18 protein-coding genes are annotated in these 22,785 nt (G+C 39.1%); 4 read left to right on the top strand and 14 right to left on the bottom strand.

Annotation, left to right across the window (positions count from 1 at the left end; translation table 11 throughout):
- The first annotated feature begins 49 nt into the window (after positions 1 to 49).
- Positions 50 to 457 (top strand): Fur family transcriptional regulator, encoded by a 408-nt coding sequence (locus tag VEIT17_RS01125; protein ID WP_060923908.1) that lies wholly within the window; start codon positions 50 to 52, stop codon positions 455 to 457.
- A 104-nt stretch (positions 458 to 561) separates the two neighbouring features.
- On the opposite strand, the gene VEIT17_RS01120 is transcribed toward VEIT17_RS01125, so the two are convergent.
- The 4 genes from VEIT17_RS01120 to VEIT17_RS01105 all read right to left on the bottom strand — a co-directional run bounded on the left by VEIT17_RS01120 (position 562) and on the right by VEIT17_RS01105 (position 5,615).
- Positions 562 to 1,902: an anaerobic C4-dicarboxylate transporter gene (locus VEIT17_RS01120; protein WP_060923909.1), complete on the bottom strand. Its 1,341-nt coding sequence runs from the start codon at positions 1,900 to 1,902 to the stop codon at positions 562 to 564.
- Between the two features lie 213 nt (positions 1,903 to 2,115).
- A complete protein-coding gene (bioA, locus tag VEIT17_RS01115) occupies positions 2,116 to 3,504 on the bottom strand; it encodes an adenosylmethionine--8-amino-7-oxononanoate transaminase (RefSeq protein WP_178884329.1) in 1,389 nt (462 codons plus the stop codon).
- A gap of 169 nt (positions 3,505 to 3,673) precedes the next feature.
- A complete protein-coding gene (gene bioD, locus VEIT17_RS01110; RefSeq protein WP_060923911.1) occupies positions 3,674 to 4,426 on the bottom strand; it encodes a dethiobiotin synthase in 753 nt (250 codons plus the stop codon).
- 643 nt (positions 4,427 to 5,069) lie between these two features.
- Positions 5,070 to 5,615: a beta-class carbonic anhydrase gene (locus VEIT17_RS01105; RefSeq protein WP_060923912.1), complete on the bottom strand. Its 546-nt coding sequence runs from the start codon at positions 5,613 to 5,615 to the stop codon at positions 5,070 to 5,072.
- A 341-nt stretch (positions 5,616 to 5,956) separates the two neighbouring features.
- Between VEIT17_RS01105 and VEIT17_RS01100 the strand changes: the two genes are divergently transcribed.
- Positions 5,957 to 6,997, top strand: a complete 1,041-nt coding sequence (locus VEIT17_RS01100; protein WP_105085160.1) for a YeiH family protein — start codon at positions 5,957 to 5,959, stop codon at positions 6,995 to 6,997.
- Between the two features lie 135 nt (positions 6,998 to 7,132).
- Positions 7,133 to 7,750 carry a LysE/ArgO family amino acid transporter gene (locus tag VEIT17_RS01095; RefSeq protein WP_156719712.1) on the top strand — a complete coding sequence of 206 codons (618 nt, stop codon included), beginning with the start codon at positions 7,133 to 7,135 and terminating at the stop codon, positions 7,748 to 7,750.
- Between the two features lie 125 nt (positions 7,751 to 7,875).
- Here the strand turns inward: VEIT17_RS01095 and VEIT17_RS01090 are convergent, their stop codons facing one another.
- From VEIT17_RS01090 to VEIT17_RS01045, 10 genes are all read right to left on the bottom strand, one after another.
- On the bottom strand, positions 7,876 to 8,760 hold the full coding sequence (locus tag VEIT17_RS01090; protein WP_129823607.1) for a LysR family transcriptional regulator: 885 nt from the start codon (positions 8,758 to 8,760) through the stop codon (positions 7,876 to 7,878).
- 184 nt (positions 8,761 to 8,944) lie between these two features.
- On the bottom strand, positions 8,945 to 10,150 hold the full coding sequence (locus tag VEIT17_RS01085; RefSeq protein WP_129823606.1) for an MFS transporter: 1,206 nt from the start codon (positions 10,148 to 10,150) through the stop codon (positions 8,945 to 8,947).
- A 289-nt stretch (positions 10,151 to 10,439) separates the two neighbouring features.
- Complete coding sequence (locus tag VEIT17_RS01080) at positions 10,440 to 11,045, bottom strand: ferric reductase-like transmembrane domain-containing protein (protein ID WP_178884327.1); 606 nt, start codon at positions 11,043 to 11,045, stop codon at positions 10,440 to 10,442.
- A gap of 145 nt (positions 11,046 to 11,190) precedes the next feature.
- Positions 11,191 to 12,462, bottom strand: a complete 1,272-nt coding sequence (locus VEIT17_RS01075) for a putative porin (RefSeq protein WP_178884325.1) — start codon at positions 12,460 to 12,462, stop codon at positions 11,191 to 11,193.
- A 255-nt stretch (positions 12,463 to 12,717) separates the two neighbouring features.
- Complete coding sequence (locus tag VEIT17_RS01070; protein WP_178884323.1) at positions 12,718 to 13,320, bottom strand: ferric reductase-like transmembrane domain-containing protein; 603 nt, start codon at positions 13,318 to 13,320, stop codon at positions 12,718 to 12,720.
- Positions 13,321 to 13,657: 337 nt separating this feature from the next.
- Entirely contained in the window at positions 13,658 to 14,329 is a 672-nt protein-coding gene (gene narI / locus VEIT17_RS01065; protein WP_178884321.1) for a respiratory nitrate reductase subunit gamma, read from the bottom strand.
- Positions 14,326 to 14,850, bottom strand: a complete 525-nt coding sequence (gene narJ / locus VEIT17_RS01060) for a nitrate reductase molybdenum cofactor assembly chaperone (protein WP_024064403.1) — start codon at positions 14,848 to 14,850, stop codon at positions 14,326 to 14,328. Before narJ ends, narI begins: the two co-directional genes overlap by 4 nt.
- A complete protein-coding gene (narH, locus tag VEIT17_RS01055; RefSeq protein WP_178884319.1) occupies positions 14,850 to 16,277 on the bottom strand; it encodes a nitrate reductase subunit beta in 1,428 nt (475 codons plus the stop codon). Before narH ends, narJ begins: the two co-directional genes overlap by 1 nt.
- Positions 16,267 to 19,941 (bottom strand): nitrate reductase subunit alpha, encoded by a 3,675-nt coding sequence (locus VEIT17_RS01050; protein WP_178884317.1) that lies wholly within the window; start codon positions 19,939 to 19,941, stop codon positions 16,267 to 16,269. Before VEIT17_RS01050 ends, narH begins: the two co-directional genes overlap by 11 nt.
- Positions 19,942 to 20,012: 71 nt before the next feature.
- Entirely contained in the window at positions 20,013 to 20,699 is a 687-nt protein-coding gene (locus VEIT17_RS01045) for a Crp/Fnr family transcriptional regulator (protein ID WP_060923935.1), read from the bottom strand.
- A gap of 355 nt (positions 20,700 to 21,054) precedes the next feature.
- On the opposite strand from VEIT17_RS01045, the gene VEIT17_RS01040 reads away from it, so the two are divergent.
- On the top strand, positions 21,055 to 22,392 hold the full coding sequence (locus tag VEIT17_RS01040) for an MFS transporter (RefSeq protein WP_178884314.1): 1,338 nt from the start codon (positions 21,055 to 21,057) through the stop codon (positions 22,390 to 22,392).
- The last annotated feature ends 393 nt before the right edge of the window (positions 22,393 to 22,785 follow it).

The raw sequence follows: 22,785 nt of genomic DNA, 5'->3' as shown, positions 1-22,785 counted from the left end.
ATACAAGTGTATAACAAGTTTAGTATTAAAACAGAATCGAAAGAGCGTTATGAATACAACAAGTTGGCCTGAAGGCATAAAAAAAACCAAACAGCGCGAAGCAATTTGGTCTGTATTAACAACTACAGATAAACCTATTACGGCTATGGAAATCGCAGAGCGATTAGGCGATGGTAGCACTACATGGATGTCTACTATTTACCGCACTCTTGAGCTGTTAGAAACAAAGGAAATCGTTACCCGTACAACACTCATGGGTAGCGATATGGCATATTATGAAATTACCCCTCATACGCACCGCCACTATGCAGTATGTACAAAATGTGGAGCCATGATACCGCTGCACACCTGCCCTGTTGTAGAAATGCCACAGGAATTAATTGATGCAGGCTTTACAGTGACGGAGCATCATTTGGAAATTGCCGGAACATGTAAGGATTGTAAGAATAAAGGTTAATAAAAACGCTATAAATAGATCAAACAAAAAGGACGTAACTTTTGAAAGTTACGCCCTTTTCTTATTTGAATATGTTTGAATTAGCCTTATTTAGCTTTTACCAACTACAGCATCAATGGAGCTACTACAAAGCCAAGTGCTACTGCGATAGCAATGGATAGTACGCCAGGGATAAAGAACGGATGGTTAAATACGAGTTTACCGATTCGTGTAGAGCCGGTATCATCCATTTGTACAGCCCCCAAAAGTGTTGGGTATGTAGGCAATACGAAAAGTGCAGATACAGCTGCAAAGGATGCGATAATAATGTATACGGATCCTGTATTCTCAGGTGTAATACCGAGAGCCAAGATTACGGCTGGTACCAACGCTTGTGTAGTTGCCGCTTGGCTATAAAGCAATGTACTAGCAAAGAAGAATGCTACAGCTAACAAGAACGGATATGCCGTAACCATGCTAGAAGCAAGAGCTTTGATTTCAGGAATATGACCTTTTACGAAAGTATCACCCAACCATGCTACACCTAATACACAGACGCAAGCGGATAAACCGGATTTGAATGTGCTAGTATTAACAAGTTGTGCTGTATCAATTTTACAGAAGTAAGTAATTGCTGCAGCAATAATCATCATGAAGCCGATGATCGCATCATTTCGACCAAAGATAACTGGTTTAATAAGACCGATATTTTTGGAAATTGCAGTTGCGTAGAATACGATACAAATAATACCAATCAAGAAAATCAATACAGAAGTTTTCGCACCTGGTTTTAAGTGGAAATCAGCACTTTTTTCACGAGGTGGTACCACGTGACCTGCTGCCAAACGTTCTTGGTAAACAGGATCAGAAGACAAATCATTATTCGCAAATGTAGACATAACAAAGGCAGTAATCATAACTGCTACGAATGTTGTAGAAATACAAATAGCGAGTAATGTTGGGTAGTTTACACCGAATGGTTCAAGGAAACCACTCATAGCAACAACTGCTGCAGATACTGGGCTCGCTGTAATAGCGATTTGGCTCGCTACAACGGCGATGGATAATGGTACAGATGGCTTAATGTTTTCACTTTTTGCCACCTCTACGATTACCGGAATCATAGAAAATGCTGTATGACCAGTACCAGCCAACAGAGTTAAGAAATACGTTACTGTTGGCGCTAAATAGTTGATGTGTTTAGGGTTTTTGCGCAAAATATTTTCCGCAATACGCACCAAATAATCAAGACCGCCGGCTAACTGTAAGGCACAGATGGCAGCGATAGCAGACATGATGATGAGAATTACATCCCAAGGAATCTGTCCAGGGAACATACCCATACCAAGGCTTAACAATACTACCCCAAGGCCGCCAGCGTATCCGATGCCCATACCACCGAGGCGAACACCAAGGAAGATAGCACCAAATAAAATAATAACTTGCATAATTACATAAATGTCCATACGATGACCTCCTTTATACATATATAGTATCATAGATATGCAGAAATATCATCGAATTTTCACAATGTATAGTCTATAGTTTAAAGACATAACTAAAACATCATAATAAATATAAAAAGCTATATATGTCGATGACTCTACTCACGTAGCATCACAACATATATAGCTTTTACTTTTGACCTAACTCTTTATAAAATACTTAGGCATAAATTTTTATAGAATAATTGGCCGTAAATCTTCGAGAATCCCCTCTTCTTCGGTAGCTCGTTGGATACTTTCACCAACGATGCGAACCATATCCTCTAATTGTTCCACAGTGGACGCCAATGGAGGCATGAGAATTACTACATCGCCGATAGGACGGCAAATAAGGCCTTGTTCACGAGCAAGAATAGCCACCTTAGCCCCTACCGCATCATTTGGACGATATGCTTCATGAGTGGCCACATCTTTTTCAAGTTCAATACCTACGATGAGGCCTCGTTGACGAACCTCTTTCACATGTTTTAATTTTTCAATAGGTTTTAATGCATTGGTGAAAGCCTCGATTTTTTTAGGCAATCCTTCGATAACCTTTTCATCGCGGAAAACTTTCAACGAAGCCAATGCAACCGCACAAGCTAAGGCATTACCTGTGTAGGAGTGACCATGATAGAATGTTTTCTTTTCTTCAAAGGTGCCAAGGAATGCATCAAATATGCGTTGTGTAGTCAATGTGGCAGCGAGTGGCATATAACCACCTGTAATCCCTTTAGACAAGGTCATAAAATCTGGAGCCACATCTTCGTGTTCGCAGGCAAAGAATCTACCAGTACGACCAAAGCCTGTTGCTACTTCATCGACAATGAGAAATACATCATGTTTTGCAGTCAATTCACGAACTCGTTTCAAATAGCCATGAGGCATGACGAGCATGCCTGCTGCAGCTTGAACCAATGGTTCCATAACGAGAGCTGTAATTTCATTCCCCTCTTCATTAAGGATGCGTTCTAATTCAGCCAAAGACTCATCGAAAGCTTTATCTCGATCCGCTAAGTCGCGATATACGCCAGGGCTTGGTAATGTCAACGGTTTGAATAATAGATTATGAAATACTTGGTGGAATAATTGAATACCACCTACAGATACAGTACCTAATGTATCCCCATGGTAGCCTGCATTAAGGGCGATAAATTTAGTTTTTTTCGTTTGTCCCACTAGTTGGCGGTATTGGTAAGCCATCTTAATAGCAACTTCAATAGCTGTACTACCATCATCAGACAAAAATACTTTATTTAAACCTTCTGGAGCGAGCTCTACTAATTCTTTACACAATTGTGCAGATGGTGGGCTTACAAGACCGAGCAATGTGCTATGAGCAATTTTATCCACTTGTTCCTTCAATGCCTGGTTTAATACAGGATGGTTATGCCCATGAATGTTAACCCATAAGGAGGACACGCCGTCATAATACTTTTTGCCGTTCTCATCGATGAGGTATACCCCCTCACCACGTTCGATTACGACTGGTTCTTGTGCCAACCAATCTTGCATTTGTGTAAATGGATGCCATACAAACTCATGATCCCATTGTGCTGCTTGTGAAAGCTGTTTCTCTGCCATTTCGTCACCTCATACTTAACAAGTATTACAAACTCTAACTCTCTATTACCATAAACAATGTAAGTTAAATAACTATATATCTGACTACACTATCTGACTACACTAAATTAATATATAACTTATGCTAAATTTCCAGCACTAATATATGCTGAATTATCATATCTAAACTTTATAGACCTAATACTGTATGCCATACCTTCTTAGAATCAACAAAGGATCTCCCCCAACCAAGCTGAACCTTTTGGATATCTGGACCTTGGTATGGCGGTACAACAGCCACCACAGGAATACCTGTATATCGTTCCATATCTTCCACATTTGTTTTCAATAAGAACGGATCTACTGCAGTCGTATCATTGACAATGATGGCTTTCACCTCAATACCATGCATCTTCGCGTATTCACAAGTTAAAATAGCGCGGTTAATGGAGCCCAACCGTCCATCAGCTACAACGATGGCTGGTAATTTAATATCTTTTATTAAATCCGTGAATGTTTTATCGCCGTAAAGAGGTGTTGTAATACCACCAGCACCTTCTACAAAGGTTAAATCATAGCGATTAACAACATCTAATGTATGAGCTACTACACCAGCATAATCGATTTCTATACCAGCCAATTCTGCTGCAAGACGAGGAGAAAAATCTCCAGCAATAGCATATGGATTAACCTCGTGACGGCGCGACTCAGGAATGCCAGCGGAACGCATCAAATATGTAGCATCCTTGCTTTCAAGATCCACATTATAATTATCCTCATCCATCGTTACACATTCAGGAAAAGGTACTGCGCTGGAGGACACCGGTTTAACCATACCAACCGCAAAGCCATCATCGACAGCCATAGCCCCTAACAACCCTGTCACAAACGTCTTGCCTACATCTGTATCGGTTCCAATTATAGAAATACCTAACTGCTTCATACACGTCTCCTCTCAGCGATACTTAACGCCGCATAGGTTAACTAATTTATGTGAGTAAGTTTACAATCTAATTACAATATACAGCCAAATGGAATATATAGTCAACCTATTATTACGCTTAAGGTTTACCGTAATAGGACTATATGGGGCCCCCATACATTAGTGCGAGCCTTGTTAAAAATCACAGAACCTAGCTCATCGCTCCAAAGCGAGCTAAGTCGCTCTTTACTAGGTTCTGTGATTTTTATGGCTGTACTTATGTAACAGTCCCATATAGTCCTATCTACAACCATAAATGCGAGAATAATAGGTTGGCTATATATGAAGAAAAGAGAAAAAGAGTGATGACTAACCGATTAGCGACTTAGCTCGCTTTGAAGCGTAGAGGTTAGTCATCACTCTTTTTTACCTAAATGTAGTTATGTAAAGGGGCCCATTAGGTTCCCTTTCCCTATTGATACAGCGAAATTACGCTATTTCGGTAATAGACATTCAGATTTGATGGGACTAATTCATAGGTACAGTTAGAAAAAGGACGATAACTAACCGATTAGCGACTTAGCTCGCTTTGGAGCGTAGAGGTTAGTTATCGTCCTTTTTCACTTAAATGTACAAATCAACTTGGGACCCATCAAATCAAAGGTTATATTTCGAGGTAGCGGAATTCGCCTGTATCAGGATCCATCATCCCTCCATAGAATCCCATTCCTTTTGGGAATAATGGGTGGTGACGCAAGAAGTTAACTGTATAGATTACATTGTCTTCGGAGATGTGGAAACGATCCATCCAGTCAATAAGTCCTGGTTCGATCATGCGAATCGCATCTTCACTGATACCTTTTTCTTTCATGGATTCCATAAACGTTGTAGCAGAGAAATCAATCATGCCGCAGTTTTCATGGCCGATGACTAATACATCTTCAATTTCCATACCATACGTAGCTACTAGCAAGCTTTGTACGATATTATCGATAGGTTGCGTTACACTATTACCGGCTGTTTTTATAACGATGATTTCACCACGGTTAAAACCTAATGCATCTTCTAGCATGCAGACTAAACGCGTATCCATACATGTGACAATACCTAGTTTTTTAGTAGGATGGCTTGTTAATCCTGCTTTTGGTAATTCTGGGTGATTTTTCACATACTCTTTATTGGTTTCAATTATTTTTTTAATATCAATCATAAGGTACCTCATTTACATTTCTATCTATAAAATAGATTCTATTCATTATATACAATATATTCAATGAAAAACAAGAGATTTTCATCACCTATAAATATTTATTATAACCTATCATCTTCACAAGAAGGCCATAAAACTCATATTAATTCTATCTTTATAATTAATATTCATTTATTATACCTTTTATTCTTATATATTTATAAAAATGAATATACTGTATATTTCTTACATTACTAGTAGATTATAATTCCCCAATGTGGTACCATTAAAATTATAGAAAAGAAACGCCACATGATACCACATATGGCGTGAACTGTATGTACAGTAAGGAGATTTTTATTATGGGTATCAATCAAAAAACGTTGCCAGGCATTCTGCTCTGTGCAGTCCTCGCTATTCCTTGTTGGCTATTAGGCCTAGAGTTTCATCTAATCGGTAGCCCAATCTTTGCCATTATCTTAGGTATAATTATTGGCTCTATATTCACATCTTGGAAGCGCGAAAAAACTGGTGCCGGCATCGGCTTCACATCTAAAAAGATTTTACAATGGGCTGTTATTTTATTGGGCTTTGGCTTAAATATTACACAGATTTTACATGTAGGTTGGATTTCATTACCTGTCATTATTTCAACCATCGCTACATCCTTAATCGTGTCATATGTTATCTATCGACTCACTCATATCGACTCTAATACAGCTGTACTTATCGGCGTAGGTTCCTCCATTTGTGGTGGTTCTGCTATCGCTGCAGCTGCACCAGTCATCAAGGCAGAGGATCAAGATATTGCCCAAGCAATCTCCGTTGTATTCTTCTTCAATGTAGTAGCAGCTTTTGTATTCCCTCCATTTGGTGATGCTATTGGTCTTTCCAATATGGGCTTTGGTCTATTTGCTGGTACAGCCGTAAACGATACATCCTCTGTAACAGCTACAGCTGCCGTATGGGATAGTATGAAAGGTACTGGTACACAAGTACTAGAATATGCGACAATCGTTAAATTAACACGTACCCTCGCTATTATTCCTATTTGTTTAGGTTTAGCAAGTTACCAAGTATATAAAGCAAAACAAAGTGCTGCTCAAGCTGATGGTAGCAGTGTTAGCATCGCTAAAATCTTCCCTAAATTTGTTTTATACTTTGTGATTTGTTCTCTTATTACAACAGCATTATCCTATGCGAATGTAGATATTCAATTCTTGAGTGTATTCAAAACTATTTCCAAATACTTTATTACAATGGCAATGGTTGCTATCGGACTTAATACTAATATCGTAAAATTGATAAAATCCGGTGGTTCTGCCCTTGCATTGGGTGCTTGTTGCTGGATTGCCATCACAGCAGTCAGCCTAGCTACACAACATATGATTGGTTTATGGTAAGAAATATACATACCTATTTTAATATGATATAATTGTATATAGTTAGAATAGTAATAACCCCTCCAGTAATGGAGGGGTTTCGTGCTACTATTCACCTTATTAGTACTTTATCATACTATAGTTAGGAGGGTTAACATGTACTTCTTACAAGGACTTCTTGTCGGTCTCGCAACATTTGCCCCTGTTGGCATGCAAAACCTCTTCATCATCAACACAGCATTGGTACAACCTATACGTCGTATCATATTGACCCTTATCATATTGGCACTATTTGATATGAGCCTCAGTACGGCAGCCTTCTTTGGTATCGGCGCCATTCTTGAAATGTGGCCGCTTACAAAGCTTATCGTACTCCTTTTTGGGGGCCTACTGATTGTATACATGGGCTTTAATATATTCAGAACTGAACCAGATATACGCAATGTAAATACGAATATTCCAATTCGTAAAATTATCCTATCCGCTATCGCTGTATCCTGGGGGAATCCTCAAGCCGTTCTTGATGCAACTATGATGCTCGGCGCCTTTCAAGCTAATATACCTGAAGAAGGTATTTATTATTTCTTTGGAGGCTTCCTAGCTATGACACCAATGTGGTTTGGAGCCTTAGCTGCCACCATGCATTTATTAGCTAAAAAAATAAAAATTACCCATATGGCTTGGATCAATCGCTTCTGCGGAGCCGTTCTCGTCATTTATGGTATAAAATTATTCATCGATGGAGTCACAATGTTCTTAGAATATTTTAATTAAAATAACTTTAATACCGCAATCTATAGACAGTAAAGCCGTTAGCATATGCTAACGGCTTTTATATTGTAATTGTTTATTTGTTATATGACGATTAAATTTATTTTACATAATCCGTCTTTGATACATTAAAACTCTGACAAAACTTGTCTAAACATGTCTCTAAAAGCTTCTACATAGGTATTATTTTGATTTTGTTGCGATACAAAGTAGTAATTGCGCTCCATCGATTTACCATGGTTAGTTAATACCTTGCGCTCAATACCTGGCATGGAGTCGGTTAAATATTTAAAACGATCAAGCAGCAATAGTCCTTGTTGACCTGCTACTAAATAGCGCGCCTCCTCTAATGTACGAGCATATGCAAAGGCACCGGCATAACCAATGGCCTTACGATAATGTTCTTCCTCAGCTAGCGTATACTTACCGCGACAAACTAAGATAAGTGGTAAGTCATCAATAGTTTTAATTTCGACGCTACCTTCCTTTGTATAACCTTGTGGCACCTCAATTATGGTGATCGCCTTATCAATCAAAAAACTTTCATAATCATCAGATAAAATCTGCCACTGATCATTAAATATTACATCCACACGACGATCATCTAACATGCCATATAGTTCCTCATGGCTGCCACTATACATGCGGATATCTAGGTTTTTATAGCGTTTAGCCATGCGAATGACCGTTTGCTGCATAGCCATCCCACTATAGCGATTTAAATAGCCAATTCGTAAGCTAACACGTGCATCTGTACCAATGCGGGTTGTTTCTACCTTAATAGCGTGAAAGCGTTCTAGTAATTTTTTACCAGATCGATATAAATATTGCCCCGCTGGTGTTAGGTGAAAGCTTCGTTTTTCTCGTACCATCAGCTCCACGCCTAAACTCGTTTCAAGGGCTTTAATTTGTTGTGAAATAGCAGATTGAGACACATACTGCTCTGTCGCAGCTTGAGTAAAACTATTATTATCAACTACACACACAAAATACTCTAATTGTTTCAACAACATAACGATACACTCTCATCTCTCTTATAATTAGTAGCCTTACTCTATCTACTAGCCCACTACACAACATACACCAACCCCTCTCATTGGTATTTGCTACTCACATAATATGTTTCTCTACAACTACAACTACAACTACAACTACAACTACAACTACAACTATTATATTTCATTGAAAGTAGATTCACTATGATGAACTGCTTTCACGAGACATAACTAAATTACGATATACAAACCAGGACGCCACAAAGAATATTGTCGCCGTAGACCAGAACACAGCACCATATCCAAAGGCGCGAGCAATAACACCACTTATAACAGGGCCTAATACATTACCCATCATAGCTACGCTAGATACGGCGCCAAAGACGATGCCTCGTCGCTCAATAGGGACGGCCTTGGATATCAGCGTATTTGCAATGGGCGTAATAAAGCCCATAAAGAATCCGGCTATAGCACGGAATATGCCTAGTCCCCATATACTAGGCATTAAGTATTGCAAAATAAATAAGGAGCCCACTGCCCATGTAGCAGTAAAGATAATACGAGGCATGGTCAATCGTTGTGTTACCTTACCGATTGAAATGGATGCTAAGGCACTGAATACACCAGCACCGAAGATAATAATACCAACAATAGTCGCCACAAACTCGTCAGTCATATGCATATAGTGCTTAATATATAACGGTAAAATAGGACCTATACCTGTAATACCAAAATTACACAAGAATAGCATTCCTACAAGGAGACGTACACGAGGTATAGATAAAAAATATTTAATCAGCGAAATTTCTGATACACTTTCATCCACCTTATGTTTGAACTGTAAATTGGGCATTAAGAAATAAATCCCTAACATACAAATCCCAGTCAATGCAGAAAATACCAAAAATGGTGCACGATAACCTAAGAAGTCGGCCACAAGGCCACCCATGAGCGGTCCAAAGACGAGGCCCATAACCATAGACGCTTGGTATAAGCCCATTGCCCAAGGCACTTTATTCTCAGGTGTTATAAGGACAATAATAGCTAATCCTATCGGCACATAACCACCCACAACACCTTGCAAAATACGTAGAATCAATAATTGCATTGGCGTCTGTGTAAAAGCACAAGCTCCAACAGTAATCATCAGAATAAACAAAATGAGCATCATTACCTTACGAGGGCCCCATTGATTTGCCTTACGAGACCAATAAGGTGCACTAAGTGCTACCATTAAAGGCGTAACCCCAGATACAATCCCTGCCCACATAGCCGCCTGTCCTTGATCATGAAGTCCTAGTTCAGCCAAAAACAAAGGAATAAACGAAACCACCCCTATAATGGTTATACCGCCACCAACCTGTATGGTACAAATTAGGTATATAATTCGTTTCCAAGAAGAATCCATAATGCCCTTCTTTCTTATTTGAGATTATCTAGAAAGGTAATATATACATATTAATAATGTCTAAAAATAAGCTAAAACATAATAAATGTTTATAATACTAATTTACCCTAACCCTCACAATAACAAACAGCATATACTTACACAAATCCGTAAAGTATATACGTATACTCCTATTGTATCGTAAAGAATAAAAAAAGACCATCTCTTCCACATATAAAGGGTAGAGATGGTCTCTTTTTAGTTCTATGATTATACGACTTTTATAAGAATAAAAGTACGTATACATCATTTATTTTTGTTTGAACATCCAATAGATGTAGTAAATAACAAGTGCATACGTCACTACATCAAATACAGGTAAGAATGGTACCATTTTAGACAAACGTCCAAAACCATGAACATGAATATTTGCTGCAATGATAGCAATAAGGTTCAAACGATGAATCCAGATTGCTTTTTTACGAGATACAGATTTTGCCATATTGCCTACCCAAGGCGTTAAGTACAATACGGCAAAGATAAGAGCAATAAACATGGCTCCAAGGGAGATATAACCGCCCCAGAATCCTAAGAAGGACTTCAATGCTTTCAAGAAGTATACATACCAATGTGCACATACAAGAACAACACTAACGATACCTACGATGCGATGAACTTCAAACATTTCTTTTGGATTATATCGTTTGATAAACCATTTTGGTCTTGTTGCAATATATGTTAATACAAGCCATGCAACATAAGGAATAAGACCTAAGTGAACCTTCCAGTTACCAAATGATCTACCGCCTGTTACATAACCATATTCTACCATTCCCATAAATATTAGGGATAAAACCGCAATCCATATTAAAATATGGTATTTACTCTTAAACTGTTTTTTTACTACTTCTACCATATAAACCTCACTATTTCTTATACAAACTACCAGTATATATCTAGTTGGCCTAATGTAGCATGCTAACAATTTCAATCCACATAGCATTCTACTTAGAACTTAAAACTAATTAGTTATTAAATCCAGATCCATCCTAAAATTAGAACTAGAATTTGAAGTTGAGGTCTGCACGGTAGAAATCATTTACACGGTTACCATCTTGTGTTTTCGCATGGAAGCCATAGTATGCATTAATACCAATATTTTTCTCTGGTGCGTAAGATGCACCTAATTGCCATGCTTTATAACCTTCATACCGTGTTTTCTTTAATAAGTCATTAGATTCATATTTTTGCGTTTTAAATACAGGTGCATTTTTAGCTTGATCAAAGTAATCTAAGCGGATATCCCAAGAGTTTTTCTTGTTAATTTTATAATCGCCCCATTTAACGCCTACGTTCCAAACATCGGAATCACTCAAGCCAGATGCTTTTACCCACTCGCCATCAATACCGAATTTACCAACATTATATTTAGCATTAAAGCCATATACATTATCGAATTCGTTATTTTTCTTGCCATTACCCATACGTACATTTGTTGTACCTACATGAGCAAACATACCGCCAAAGCTAAAGTGATCATTAACAGCTACATGGGCATTAATAAGACCTACATCACCATTATCATCTTTACTAGTCTTAGCAAAACGGCCTGCTGTCATATAACCATATGCACCATTTAATGTAACTTTATCACCTAGCTTCGCTGTAGCGCCTACACCATCAAAGTTAGAGCTATAAATCAAGCCACCACCAAATTTTTGGGTATAACGACCAGCATCAACTACAACATTTTTACCGAATTTATGCTCTACATATGCTAAATCCCAATTAGCTTGAGCATCTTTAGAACTATCACCTAGTTCAATAGAGCCTGTTGTAATACGAGCTTTTACAGATGTATTTTTATTAACCTTTGCATCTAAGCCTAAACGTACACGGGCTGTAAGTTTATCTTCGTAATCATAACCATCGATCCCCTCTTTACCGATGTAGTTGATACGAGCATCACCAGTAACCTTTACATTGCCTACACGGTCTTCCAATTTAGCTACACGCACACCAAGTGTATTCAATTCATTGGAAAATTCGTCAGCCAAGCGGTTCAACATAGCTTGTTGTTCTGCATTAGCACGATCTTGATTAGCCATGCCTTTCGCAATCATTTGAGCCATTTCGTAACGAGTAATGTTATTTTGGCCTTTAAAAGTACCATCAGGATAACCATTGATAATACCAGCTGTAGCCAATTGATCTACTGCTTGGTATGCCCAGCTATCGGACGGAACATCGGAAAATGGATTAACAGCAAACGCTGTAGCCACACTCATCATGGCTGCCACTGCAAAAGCACTGGTCATTTTACGTTTAATCATAATAAACCTCACACAATAAATAATGATTAATAAAAAATGAAGAAACAATGAATTATATGACTATAATTATCATTATCATATTTAACATACAGATAATAGCAATTTTCATCAGGTCAGTAAAGAGAGAATGTATATCAATCTCACAATCAATTATGTATCAAACTGATAATATAGAATATTTTATTTCTTGGAAAATAAAAATATAACTAAAAAAGTCCCTTCTGTACTATACAGAAGGGACTTTAGCAATTCATATTATTTCTTTTTAAACATCAAGTAGATGCAATAAATCACAAGACCATATGTAATGATATCAAACACTTGAAGGAATGGTACCATTTTGGAAATTCGCGTAAAGCCATGGATATGAATATCTGCAGCAACTAATGCTACAAGATTTAAGCGGTGAAACCAAATACCTATTGTTCGACCAGATGCAGTTACCTTTCTCAACTTTGGTGTTAAGAATGCAAGACCAGAAATTGTAGCAATACCAAAAGAAGTGAGGGCTACATAGCCACCCCACCAACCGAGGACGGATTTAGCAGCTTTACCAAAATAGAGATATAAATGGAACGCAATAACAGCTACAGATGCAATGCCTAATGCACGGTGAATCTTGAACATTTCACCTAAGTTATAACGACTAGTAAACCATTTAGGGCGCGTTGCCAAATAAGTCATCACAATCCACGCGCACCAAGGTACAAGGCCTGTATAGACTTTATAGTTGCCGAAGGCACGACCACCTACGATATAGCCCCACTCCAATAAACCGATCATAATTAAGGAGAATACTGCAATCCATATAAAGATATGGTAAATACTCTTATACTGTTTCGTTTCCACTTGATTCATCTTAAACCTCTCTAACATAATTCCTGAAACGCCAAATTTACTTAATATATTTTATCATTTAAATCGAGATTTGTAGACTACTTTTATTAGATAGGTACCATTCATTATAAGAATAATTCTAATTTAGTCTTTTATTCTAACTATATAAACAACTCCAAAGTATTTCGGTAAAAATAGGTAATTCAATCAGAAATAATGTTATAGTATCTAAACTCCGCTAAGCAAAATTAGCAAATAAAAGCCCCTTGTATTGCTTAGCATAAACTAATATCAATACAAGGGGCTTAGATTAATTTGTCATATTATAAAAAGGTATACAAATCAATCATCATCCTAGTTATTTTTCATCTCGTTTACGATAAACGATGAACGGACGTGTTAAGTAGTTGAGTGGAGCACTCAAGCAGTGTACCAAACGGCTGAATGGGAAGATGATTGCCACTGCCATCCACGCGAACATGTGGAATTTAAACATAAATGGTACACCTTCCATCAAGGATGGATCCGGCATAAATGCTAATAGGCTGCGGAACCAAGGACCGATGGATACGCGGTAATCAAAGAAACCAGATGCATTAAGCAATGTACCAGCCATACCGCTGAAAATAGCTAATGTTAAGAACAAGTATAACCATTTATCAAGGCCAGATGTGTTAACTTTCATAGCAGGCACAGTAAAGCGACGTTTCATCAAAAGCAAGAAGCCTACGATAAAGATAATACCAGCTACAGCACCCATGTATAACGCACCTTCATGGTACATATGGTCATTAATACCGATTGCAGCAGTCCAAGTTTTAGGGATTAACACACCTACTACGTGACCACCGATAACGCAAAGCAAGCCAAAGTGGAACAATGGATTGGCAATGCGCAATTGTTTTTTCTCTAAAAATTCACTCGATTTTGTAGTCCAGTTTCTTTCAAAGTAGAAGAAACGAACCAAAGTACCTACGATTAAGAAGGTGAAAGCGATGTAAGGCAAAGCGCCCCAAAGGAATAGATTCATCGTGCACCGTCCTCCAATCCATTTGCAACAGACAAGATAATATCAAACAAGAATGCATAAGGCAATTTAGCCTCAATGAAGCGTTCTCTAATGTATTCCAATTTTGGCTTACAATAGTCGTAAATTTCTTTTGCTTTTTCATCATCGATAACGGCACATAATTCAAGAAGTGCTGGAATATAGTCTGGCATTTCTTTTGGTAAATCATAGTCGTTTTCTAGGAAGAAAGCTTTAAATTTAACGAGTTCTTCTGCTTGTTCCCCAGTACCTTGTAATTCATAAGTCGACAAATACATAGTTGTATTTTGACTAAAATCAAAGGTACGAACATATTGGTCTTCAAATTCTTTTTTATTGGATTCCTCTACATAGTCGAAGAATTCTAATAAACCTTGGCGAAGTTGAGGATGCCCAACGGATTGGGCGTCCTCTCTCCATTCAGGTAGTTCGTTATACCATTGTTCATCAGGATAGCGTAGAAGAAATGACGCAATAAGAGCGATTTTCTGAGCATCCTTCATTATTGACATCCCCCTGTAGGGCAAGCAAATCCGCGATTATGTTGCATTTCTAGGCGACCTTCGCGAGATACTTTTACGTCAGATGGAATAACAAAGCGATCATTGTATTTGGACAATGCCAACAATTTGTACATACCGTACATTTGATCCTCTGTTAAATCAACTTTGTGTTCAATAGGACCGTCACCTGTTTCACGACGACGCATATATTCACGCATGTCGAGAACACGTTGCAATGTACGAGCTAAGATTTCTGTATTACCTGCTGTAAACAAGTTAGCAAGGTATTGTACAGGTACGCGCATTTCATGTGCATCTGGCAAGTATACATCAGATGTTACACGTTGCAAGATTGGGCTGAGTGGTGGTACATACCAAACCATTGGCAATGTGCGATACTCAGGATGCAATGGCAATGCCACGCCCCACTCTTTTACAAGTTTGTATACAGGAGATTTTTGAGCTGCTTTAATCCATGCTTCGGAGATGCCTTCAGCACGAGCCGCTTTGATAACCTCTGGATCATGAGGGTCCAAAATCAAATCTAATGTATTTTCGTAAATATCTTGTTCATTTTTTGTAGCTGCCATAGCTTCTACTTTATCCATATCGTAGAATACAACGCCAACATAGCGCATACGGCCTACACAAGTTTCAGCACAGATTTGAGGCAAGCCATTTTCTAAGCGTGGGTAACAGAATACGCATTTTTCAGCTTTATTAGTTTCCCAGTTATAGAAGATTTTTTTGTATGGACAAGATGGAACACAATGTCTCCAACCGCGGCATACATCTTGAGATACGAGAACCACACCATCTTCGTCGCGTTTATAAATCGCGCCGGATGGACATGCAGCTACGCATGCAGGGTTCAAGCAGTGGTTACAAAGACGAGGCAAATAACGCATGAATACTTCTTCGTAATCAAATACGATATCTTCGCCCATCTTAGCCAAGTTCACATCGGAACGAGCGTGTTGACCACCTGCTAAATCATCATCCCAGTTAGGGCCCCAAGTAACTTCCATTTTTTGTTTAGTCACTAGGGAACGAGGACGAGCAACTGGTTGGTTGTTTTTACGACCACCATGAATCAATGTTTCATAGTCATATGTCCAAGGTTCAAAATAATCTTTCAATTCTGGTTGTTCAGGATGGAAGAATAATTTCATCAAACGATTTGTTTTAGAACCTGTAGAAAGAGCTAATTTGCCAGAGTTATCTAATGTCCAGCCGCCTTTCCATTTTTCTTGGTCTTCCCAATGACGTGGATAACCTACGCCTGGGCGAGTTTCCACGTTATTGAAGTACATATATTCCGCGCCTTCGCGGTTCGTCCATGTATTTTTACAAGTGATAGAGCATGTATGACAACCCAAACACTTATCCAAATTTAGGACCATAGATACTTGAGCCTTAATCTTCAAGCCAATCTACCTCCTTCATTTTACGAGCCACAATTGTCATATCACGTTGGTTACCAGTTGGGCCATAGTAGTTAAAGCCATAGCTCAATTGGCCATAACCGCCGATCATGTGTGTCGGTTTCATGTGAATATGAGTTGGTGCATTATGCGTACCACCACGTTGTTTCTTAACCTTCGCACCAGGAACGTTAATGTGACGGTCTTGGGAATGGTGCATATAGGAAATACCGCGAGGAATACGTGGGGAAACTACAGCACGAGCTGCAACGATACCGTTTTTATTGAAAGCTTCTACCCAATCATTATCTTTAACGTCAATTTCTGCTGCATCGTCTTCGTTGAGCCAAATTGTTTGACCACCACGGAACAATGTCAACATTTGTTGGCTATCGAAATACATACTATGTGTAGACCACTTATGATGTGGTGTTAAGTATTTCAATGTGATTTCAGGGATACCTTCTTGTTTGTAGTCACCTTGTACTGGTTTATAGGACAATACAGGTTTGTACAACGCCATAGCTTCACCGTAATCACGCATCATTTCATGGTCGCAATAGAAGGATTGACGACCTGTTACGGTACGGAATGGTACCTTATCTTCTGTAGATGTTGTAAATGGAGAGTAACGACGGTTTTTATCGTTCTTACCAGTACTTGTTACAGAGCTAATAATGAAGCGTGGTTGGCGAACCATGTCATCGAAAGTAATTTTTTCTTGTTCACGGCCTTTTGCGTTCTTTTCAAGACCAGAAAGACCTGTTTTTTCTTCCATTGCTTTCCAAGAGCGAACAGCCAATTTACCGTTTGTACAAGAGGACAATGTCAATACAACATTACAAGCTTCCTTACATTCGTAAATGCTAGGGCGACCATGAGAAATGAATTCTGGATTATCGATTGTACCATTTTGATCATATAATGTCTTATATTCATCAGATACATCCCAAGCCATGCCATGAGCACCCATTTTATTTTCAATATTAGGTCCCAATGCAATGTATTTTTCAAAGATTTTACTATAATCGCGTTTTACATGAACGAGGTTCGGCATTGTTTTACCAGGAATTGGTTCACATTCGCCTTTGCTCCAGTCGAGAACCTTACCTTCTGGTTGAGCCACTTCACCTGGGCTATCATGACCAAGAGGTAATGCTACGATATCTTCGTATTCTGTGAAGCCAGACTCTTTCGCTACGCGAGATACTGTTTCTGCAAGGGTACGGAATGTATCCCAGTCAGATTTAGTTTCCCATGCGCAATCAACAGCTGCTTGGAATACGTGTACATATGGATGCATATCTGTAGAAGACAAGTCTTCTTTTTCATACCATGTAGCCGCTGGGAATACGATATCAGAGTACAAGCCTGTAGAAGCCATACGGAAGTCGATATCGATTAAGAGATCAAGCTTACCAGCTTCATCTGCTTCGCGCCATTTGATTTCTTCTGGTTTTACTGGTGCATCATCATCTTCAAGAACACCATGTTTTGTACCAAGTAAATGTTTCAAGAAATATTCGTGGCCTTTAGAGGAAGAACCGATAAGGTTCGCACGCCATACAAACAAGTTGCGTGGATGGTTTTCTTTAGCCGCTGGATCTTCTACGCAGAATTGTAATTCTTTGTTTTTCAACGCTTGCGCCACATATTGGTTGATTTCTGCTTCTGTACCAGCACCCGCTGCACGAGCGTCGTTAATCAAGGCTTGGCTGCCTTTATTGAAAGTAGGGTAAGATGGCAACCAGCCTAAACGTGCAGCCAATACGTTGTAGTCACCAGGGTGACGGTAACGAGGCTTAGCTAATTTAGATACGCGGTCTGCCAAATCGATGCAATCAGAACGGTATTGTTCTGTAGCAAAGTAGAACCAAGATGTACCATTTTGCAAACGAGGAGCTTTACTCCAGTCGTTAGCTGTCATGATACCGCCCCAGCCTTCAACAGGACGAAGTTTTTCTTGACCTACGTAGTGAGCCCAGCCACCACCGTTAACACCTTCTGTACCACAGAACATGATGAGGTTCAAGATTGTACGGTAAATGATATCTGCATGGTACCAGTGGTTAATACCACCACCCATGATAATCATGGAGCGACCTTTAGTTTTTTCTGCATTATCTGCAAACTCACGAGCTGTGGCAATAGCGATATCTGCTTTTACACCAGTAATTTTTTCTTGCCATGTAGGTGTGTAAGGAGTGTCATCTGTATAAGATGTTGCCACTTCACCACCGATACCACGGTCGATACCATAGTTAGCAAGAATAAGGTCATATACAGTAGTTACTTTTACAGGACCATCTACAGTTTGTACTGTAATTGTAGGAATAGCACGTTCAATTACGCCTTCGTGCTCTTCATCGCCAAAGTATGGCAACTTAACAACAGTCACATCTTCACGTTGATCAAACACGGATAAGCGAGGATCGATTTTAGCCCCTGTATCGCGGTTTTCAAGGCGTAAATTCCATTTTTGTGGATTTGTGTAACGTTCGCCCATTGTACCATTAGGAATAACGATTTCATTTGTTGTTTCATCGATCAATACCATTTGGAAGTCAGCGCCTTCTTCTTGGCGACCTAAGTCCTTAGCATTCAAGAAGCGGCCTGGTTGAACTGTGCCGTTGATTTCTTCAACGCGTACAAGGAATGGCATATCTGTGAACTCTTTAGCATACTCTTTGAAGTATGGAGTTTCCTTGTCGATGTAGTATTCTTTTAAGATTACGTGGCCCATTGCCATAGCAAGAGCCGCATCAGTACCGGCTTTTACATTGAGCCAAGCATCGGAAGAAGTTGTAGATTCCGCATAGTCAGGGGATACGGATACTACTTTAGTACCTTTGTAACGAACCTCTGTTAAGAAGTGAGCATCTGGCGTACGAGTCAACGGTACGTTAGAACCCCAAGTCATGATGTAACCAGCATTGTACCAGTCACCAGATTCAGGTGTATCAGTTTGTTCACCCCAAACTTGAGGGCTAGAAGGTGGTAAATCGGCATACCAGTCATAGAAGGACAATGGTGTACCACCCATTAAGTTAAGGAAACGAGCACCTGCTGCATAGGACAACATGGACATCGCTGGAATTACAGAGAAGCCTGCGTTGCGGTCAGGGCCGTATGTTTTTGCAGTATATAATAAGGATGCGGCAGTAATTTCTGTCGCTTCATCCCATGTGGAGCGCACAAAGCCACCCATACCACGGGCAGATTTGTATTTCTTCGCTTTTTCAGGATCTTCTACGATAGATTTCCAAGCTTCGATTGGGTTCTTAGCATGTTTTTTAGCTTCTCTCCAAAGCTCAGCCAATTCACCGCGCACATATGGATATTTTACGCGTAATGGGCTATAGAGATACCAAGAGAATGTTGCACCACGAGGGCATCCACGTGGTTCGTAATCCGGCATATCATCTGGTGTTTCAGGGTAATCAATCGCCTGATTTTCCCACGCTACAACACCATTCTTAACGTAGATATTCCAGCTACAAGAACCAGTACAGTTTACGCCATGCGTTGTGCGGACAACTTTATCGTAAGACCAACGGTCACGATAAAAATTTTCCCACTCGCGACCGCCATCTTCAGTTATTTGATGGCCGCTTGGAGATACGTTCTTCTTCCGAAGAAACTTAAACTTTTGAGACAACAAGCTCATCTCGTGTCCTCCTTCAAAACTACAAAAAAATCCCTTGTGCTAGCTGAGCTAACACAAGGGAGAAAATACTGTTATTCGATATTACTAATATTAGGGTCTATATTATCAACCTCTAAATCAAGCAATCCGATTAAAGCATCAAAATCACAGATTACTAGATGGTGTTTATCATAGGCTACATAGCCCAACTTACGCAACTCACTTAGCATGCGATTTAAACTTTCTCTTGATGTGGCAGCAAATTCAGCTAGCTCTTGATTTGTTAAAGCGATATCGATAAAGATACCATCCTCGCGCTTCACACCATAACTATTGGCTAAGCGCAACAAGGTAGAATAAAATGCTCCCTTCTTGCCGTATAACAGCAAGTCTCGGTATTTTGCCTGTTGACGCCGCATATGTAATGTATAGATTTTCATCATCGCAATAGCCAATGAATGATCTTTTGCAATAGCTGATTCTAACAAATCATAGCGAATGGAATAAACAGTGCAATCCTCCCGAGCGATGGCGTTGAACACGTATGTTTTTGTGTTCTCCTCATACAACGGAACCTCACCAATTACATTATTCGGTCCTACTAATCGTAGCGCAAAAATGTGCCCACTAGATTCGAATTTCTTAATGCTCATTCTACCTTTTAACACTACGTAAAAGTGTTCTGCCTTGTCCCCCTCGTGGAAGAGAAAATCACCTTTTTTAAGATGGAGTTCCTCGCCCGGCAAAGCAAGTAATTGGTTAATTAAATTTTCATCCATACCTTCACCACTCCATTGTACTTTTAAAATAAAATCCATTAGTTATACTAATCTATTTATAGTAAAAGTACATGTATTATATACTTTTTTGTATATATAAGATTATTATAACTTATTAATTTCAGAATATGTGTGTTTTATGTCACATTCACAAAAATTTTTACAATATATAATATATTTGTGATATAAGACATTGCAAATTTAGTTGATACAATAATTATAACTCAGTTCTCTAAGTAATTCGAATATTTTCTATAGAAATTCCATAGATTGCAATATTCATATACATTGACTGATAATTGTATCTTCCATGTCTTCATTGCATGTATAGTTTTTCAGTAAGGAGAAGTTCAAAATGAGCGAACTAAAAATGCCTCAAGTAGGGGCAAGCCGTAGCGAAATTGTGGCTAATTGGCAACCAGAAAATCCAGAATTTTGGGAAAAGTTTGGTAAAAAAATCGCTAAACAAAACTTGGTTATATCCACAATTGCATTAACACTTTCATTCTGTGTATGGTATTTATGGGCAACCATTGCAGCACAGCTAAACGGTGCAGGCTTTAATTTCACTACAGATCAATTATTTACATTGGCTGCCTTGCCAGGTCTTGTTGGTGCTACATTACGTTTTGTATATACCTACATGCCAGCCTTAATCGGTGGTAAGAACTGGACATTTATTTCCACACTTATTTTATTAGTTCCTGTTGTATGGCTTGGCTTTGCCGTTCAAGATACAACAACTTCTTATATGACATTTATGATTTTAACTGCCCTTATCGGTTTAGCGGGCGCCAACTTCTCGTCCTCCATGGCGTACATTGGCAACTTCTTCCCTAAATCTGAAAAAGGTACAGCTCTTGGTATCAACGGCGGCGTTGGTAACCTTGGTATCTCCGTAATCTACTTCTTAGCTCCATTCGCTATGGGTTCCGCTGCATTAGGTAGCGTATTTGGTGTAACACCAGCTATCATCAAAGGTAATGCAGTATACCTTGCCAATGCGGCTTTCATGTGGATTGTACCACTTGTTGTTATCCTTGCACTTATGACACGTTTCATGGATAACTTACCACTAGAAAAACCAAATCCTAAAAATCTTGTACAAATCTTTGGGAACAAACACACTTGGGCACTTACATTGCTATACACATGTTCCTTCGGTGCCTTCTCTGGTTATGCGGCAGCACTCGGCCTACTAGTCGGCAAGGAATTCCCTGAAATTCCATTTGCATCCATTGCATTTGTTGGTCCCCTTGTTGCAGGTGCTCTTCGTCCTGTAGGCGGTTGGTTAGCCGATAAAATCAATAGTGGTACAAAAGTTACCTTTGTAAGCCTTCTCGGTCTATGTGCAACAACAGCACTAATTGCAGTTGGCGTAGATATGCACAACTTCCCATTCTTCTTTGCTATGTCCGTGTTGACATTCGTATGCTGTGGCTTCGCAACAGGTGCTACATTCCGTATGATTCCTCACGTATTCGGCAATCCATTGCTTTCCTCTTTAATTACAGGTTTCGTTGCTGCCGTAGCTGCATACGGTGCCTTCATTACACCTAAGATCTTCGGTTTCACATATACTACATTCGGTAGTATCTACCCAGCTTTCGTTGCATTACTTGTGTTCAACCTGGTAACAGTAGCTGTGTGCTACTGGTTCTATGTGCGTAAAAGCGCAAATATGAACGTATAATTTTCTGGAAACAGAAAATTTACGTTCACTCCACAGTACAACAAAATATAATTCACTTTTCTAAACTAAGTGATAAAAGAAACCCCGCATCTCTCCTCCATACGTATCAGGCCTGCGGCCTAGGGCCTTGACCTCGTAAGTCGGATCGATGCGGGGTTCTCTTTTATAAAAATATAGTTGTAAATAAGATGCTCAGATATAGTGAATTATATTTTACGCAGTGCAGTACGAACATCAAATTTTCTGTTCAAAATTATAGCATTCATTAAAAAGGAAATAAAAAATAGCCCTCCGTTACCATGCGTAATTAGCTAAACAGAAAGGCCATTTCCTAGATAATTAGTTTTTGAGATGCGCCTGACGTCCTACTCGTCTGACTATCTATTTATATTA

This window comes from Veillonella nakazawae (assembly GCF_013393365.1).
Classification (GTDB): Bacteria; Bacillota; Negativicutes; order Veillonellales; family Veillonellaceae; genus Veillonella; species Veillonella nakazawae.
This window is presented reverse-complemented; position numbering and strand designations above follow the sequence as displayed.

Bases quoted from the DNA above. Each gene is read 5' to 3' on its own strand.
- VEIT17_RS01125 (WP_060923908.1), top strand. From the start codon at position 50: ATGAATACAACAAGTTGGCCTGAAGGCATAAAAAAAACCAAACAGCGC.
- VEIT17_RS01120 (WP_060923909.1), bottom strand. From the start codon at position 1,902: ATGGACATTTATGTAATTATGCAAGTTATTATTTTATTTGGTGCTATC.
- bioA (WP_178884329.1), bottom strand. From the start codon at position 3,504: ATGGCAGAGAAACAGCTTTCACAAGCAGCACAATGGGATCATGAGTTT.
- bioD (WP_060923911.1), bottom strand. From the start codon at position 4,426: ATGAAGCAGTTAGGTATTTCTATAATTGGAACCGATACAGATGTAGGC.
- VEIT17_RS01105 (WP_060923912.1), bottom strand. From the start codon at position 5,615: ATGATTGATATTAAAAAAATAATTGAAACCAATAAAGAGTATGTGAAA.
- VEIT17_RS01100 (WP_105085160.1), top strand. From the start codon at position 5,957: ATGGGTATCAATCAAAAAACGTTGCCAGGCATTCTGCTCTGTGCAGTC.
- VEIT17_RS01095 (WP_156719712.1), top strand. From the start codon at position 7,133: ATGTACTTCTTACAAGGACTTCTTGTCGGTCTCGCAACATTTGCCCCT.
- VEIT17_RS01090 (WP_129823607.1), bottom strand. From the start codon at position 8,760: ATGTTGTTGAAACAATTAGAGTATTTTGTGTGTGTAGTTGATAATAAT.
- VEIT17_RS01085 (WP_129823606.1), bottom strand. From the start codon at position 10,150: ATGGATTCTTCTTGGAAACGAATTATATACCTAATTTGTACCATACAG.
- VEIT17_RS01080 (WP_178884327.1), bottom strand. From the start codon at position 11,045: ATGGTAGAAGTAGTAAAAAAACAGTTTAAGAGTAAATACCATATTTTA.
- VEIT17_RS01075 (WP_178884325.1), bottom strand. From the start codon at position 12,462: ATGATTAAACGTAAAATGACCAGTGCTTTTGCAGTGGCAGCCATGATG.
- VEIT17_RS01070 (WP_178884323.1), bottom strand. From the start codon at position 13,320: ATGAATCAAGTGGAAACGAAACAGTATAAGAGTATTTACCATATCTTT.
- narI (WP_178884321.1), bottom strand. From the start codon at position 14,329: ATGAATCTATTCCTTTGGGGCGCTTTGCCTTACATCGCTTTCACCTTC.
- narJ (WP_024064403.1), bottom strand. From the start codon at position 14,850: ATGAAGGATGCTCAGAAAATCGCTCTTATTGCGTCATTTCTTCTACGC.
- VEIT17_RS01050 (WP_178884317.1), bottom strand. From the start codon at position 19,941: ATGAGCTTGTTGTCTCAAAAGTTTAAGTTTCTTCGGAAGAAGAACGTA.
- VEIT17_RS01045 (WP_060923935.1), bottom strand. From the start codon at position 20,699: ATGGATGAAAATTTAATTAACCAATTACTTGCTTTGCCGGGCGAGGAA.
- VEIT17_RS01040 (WP_178884314.1), top strand. From the start codon at position 21,055: ATGAGCGAACTAAAAATGCCTCAAGTAGGGGCAAGCCGTAGCGAAATT.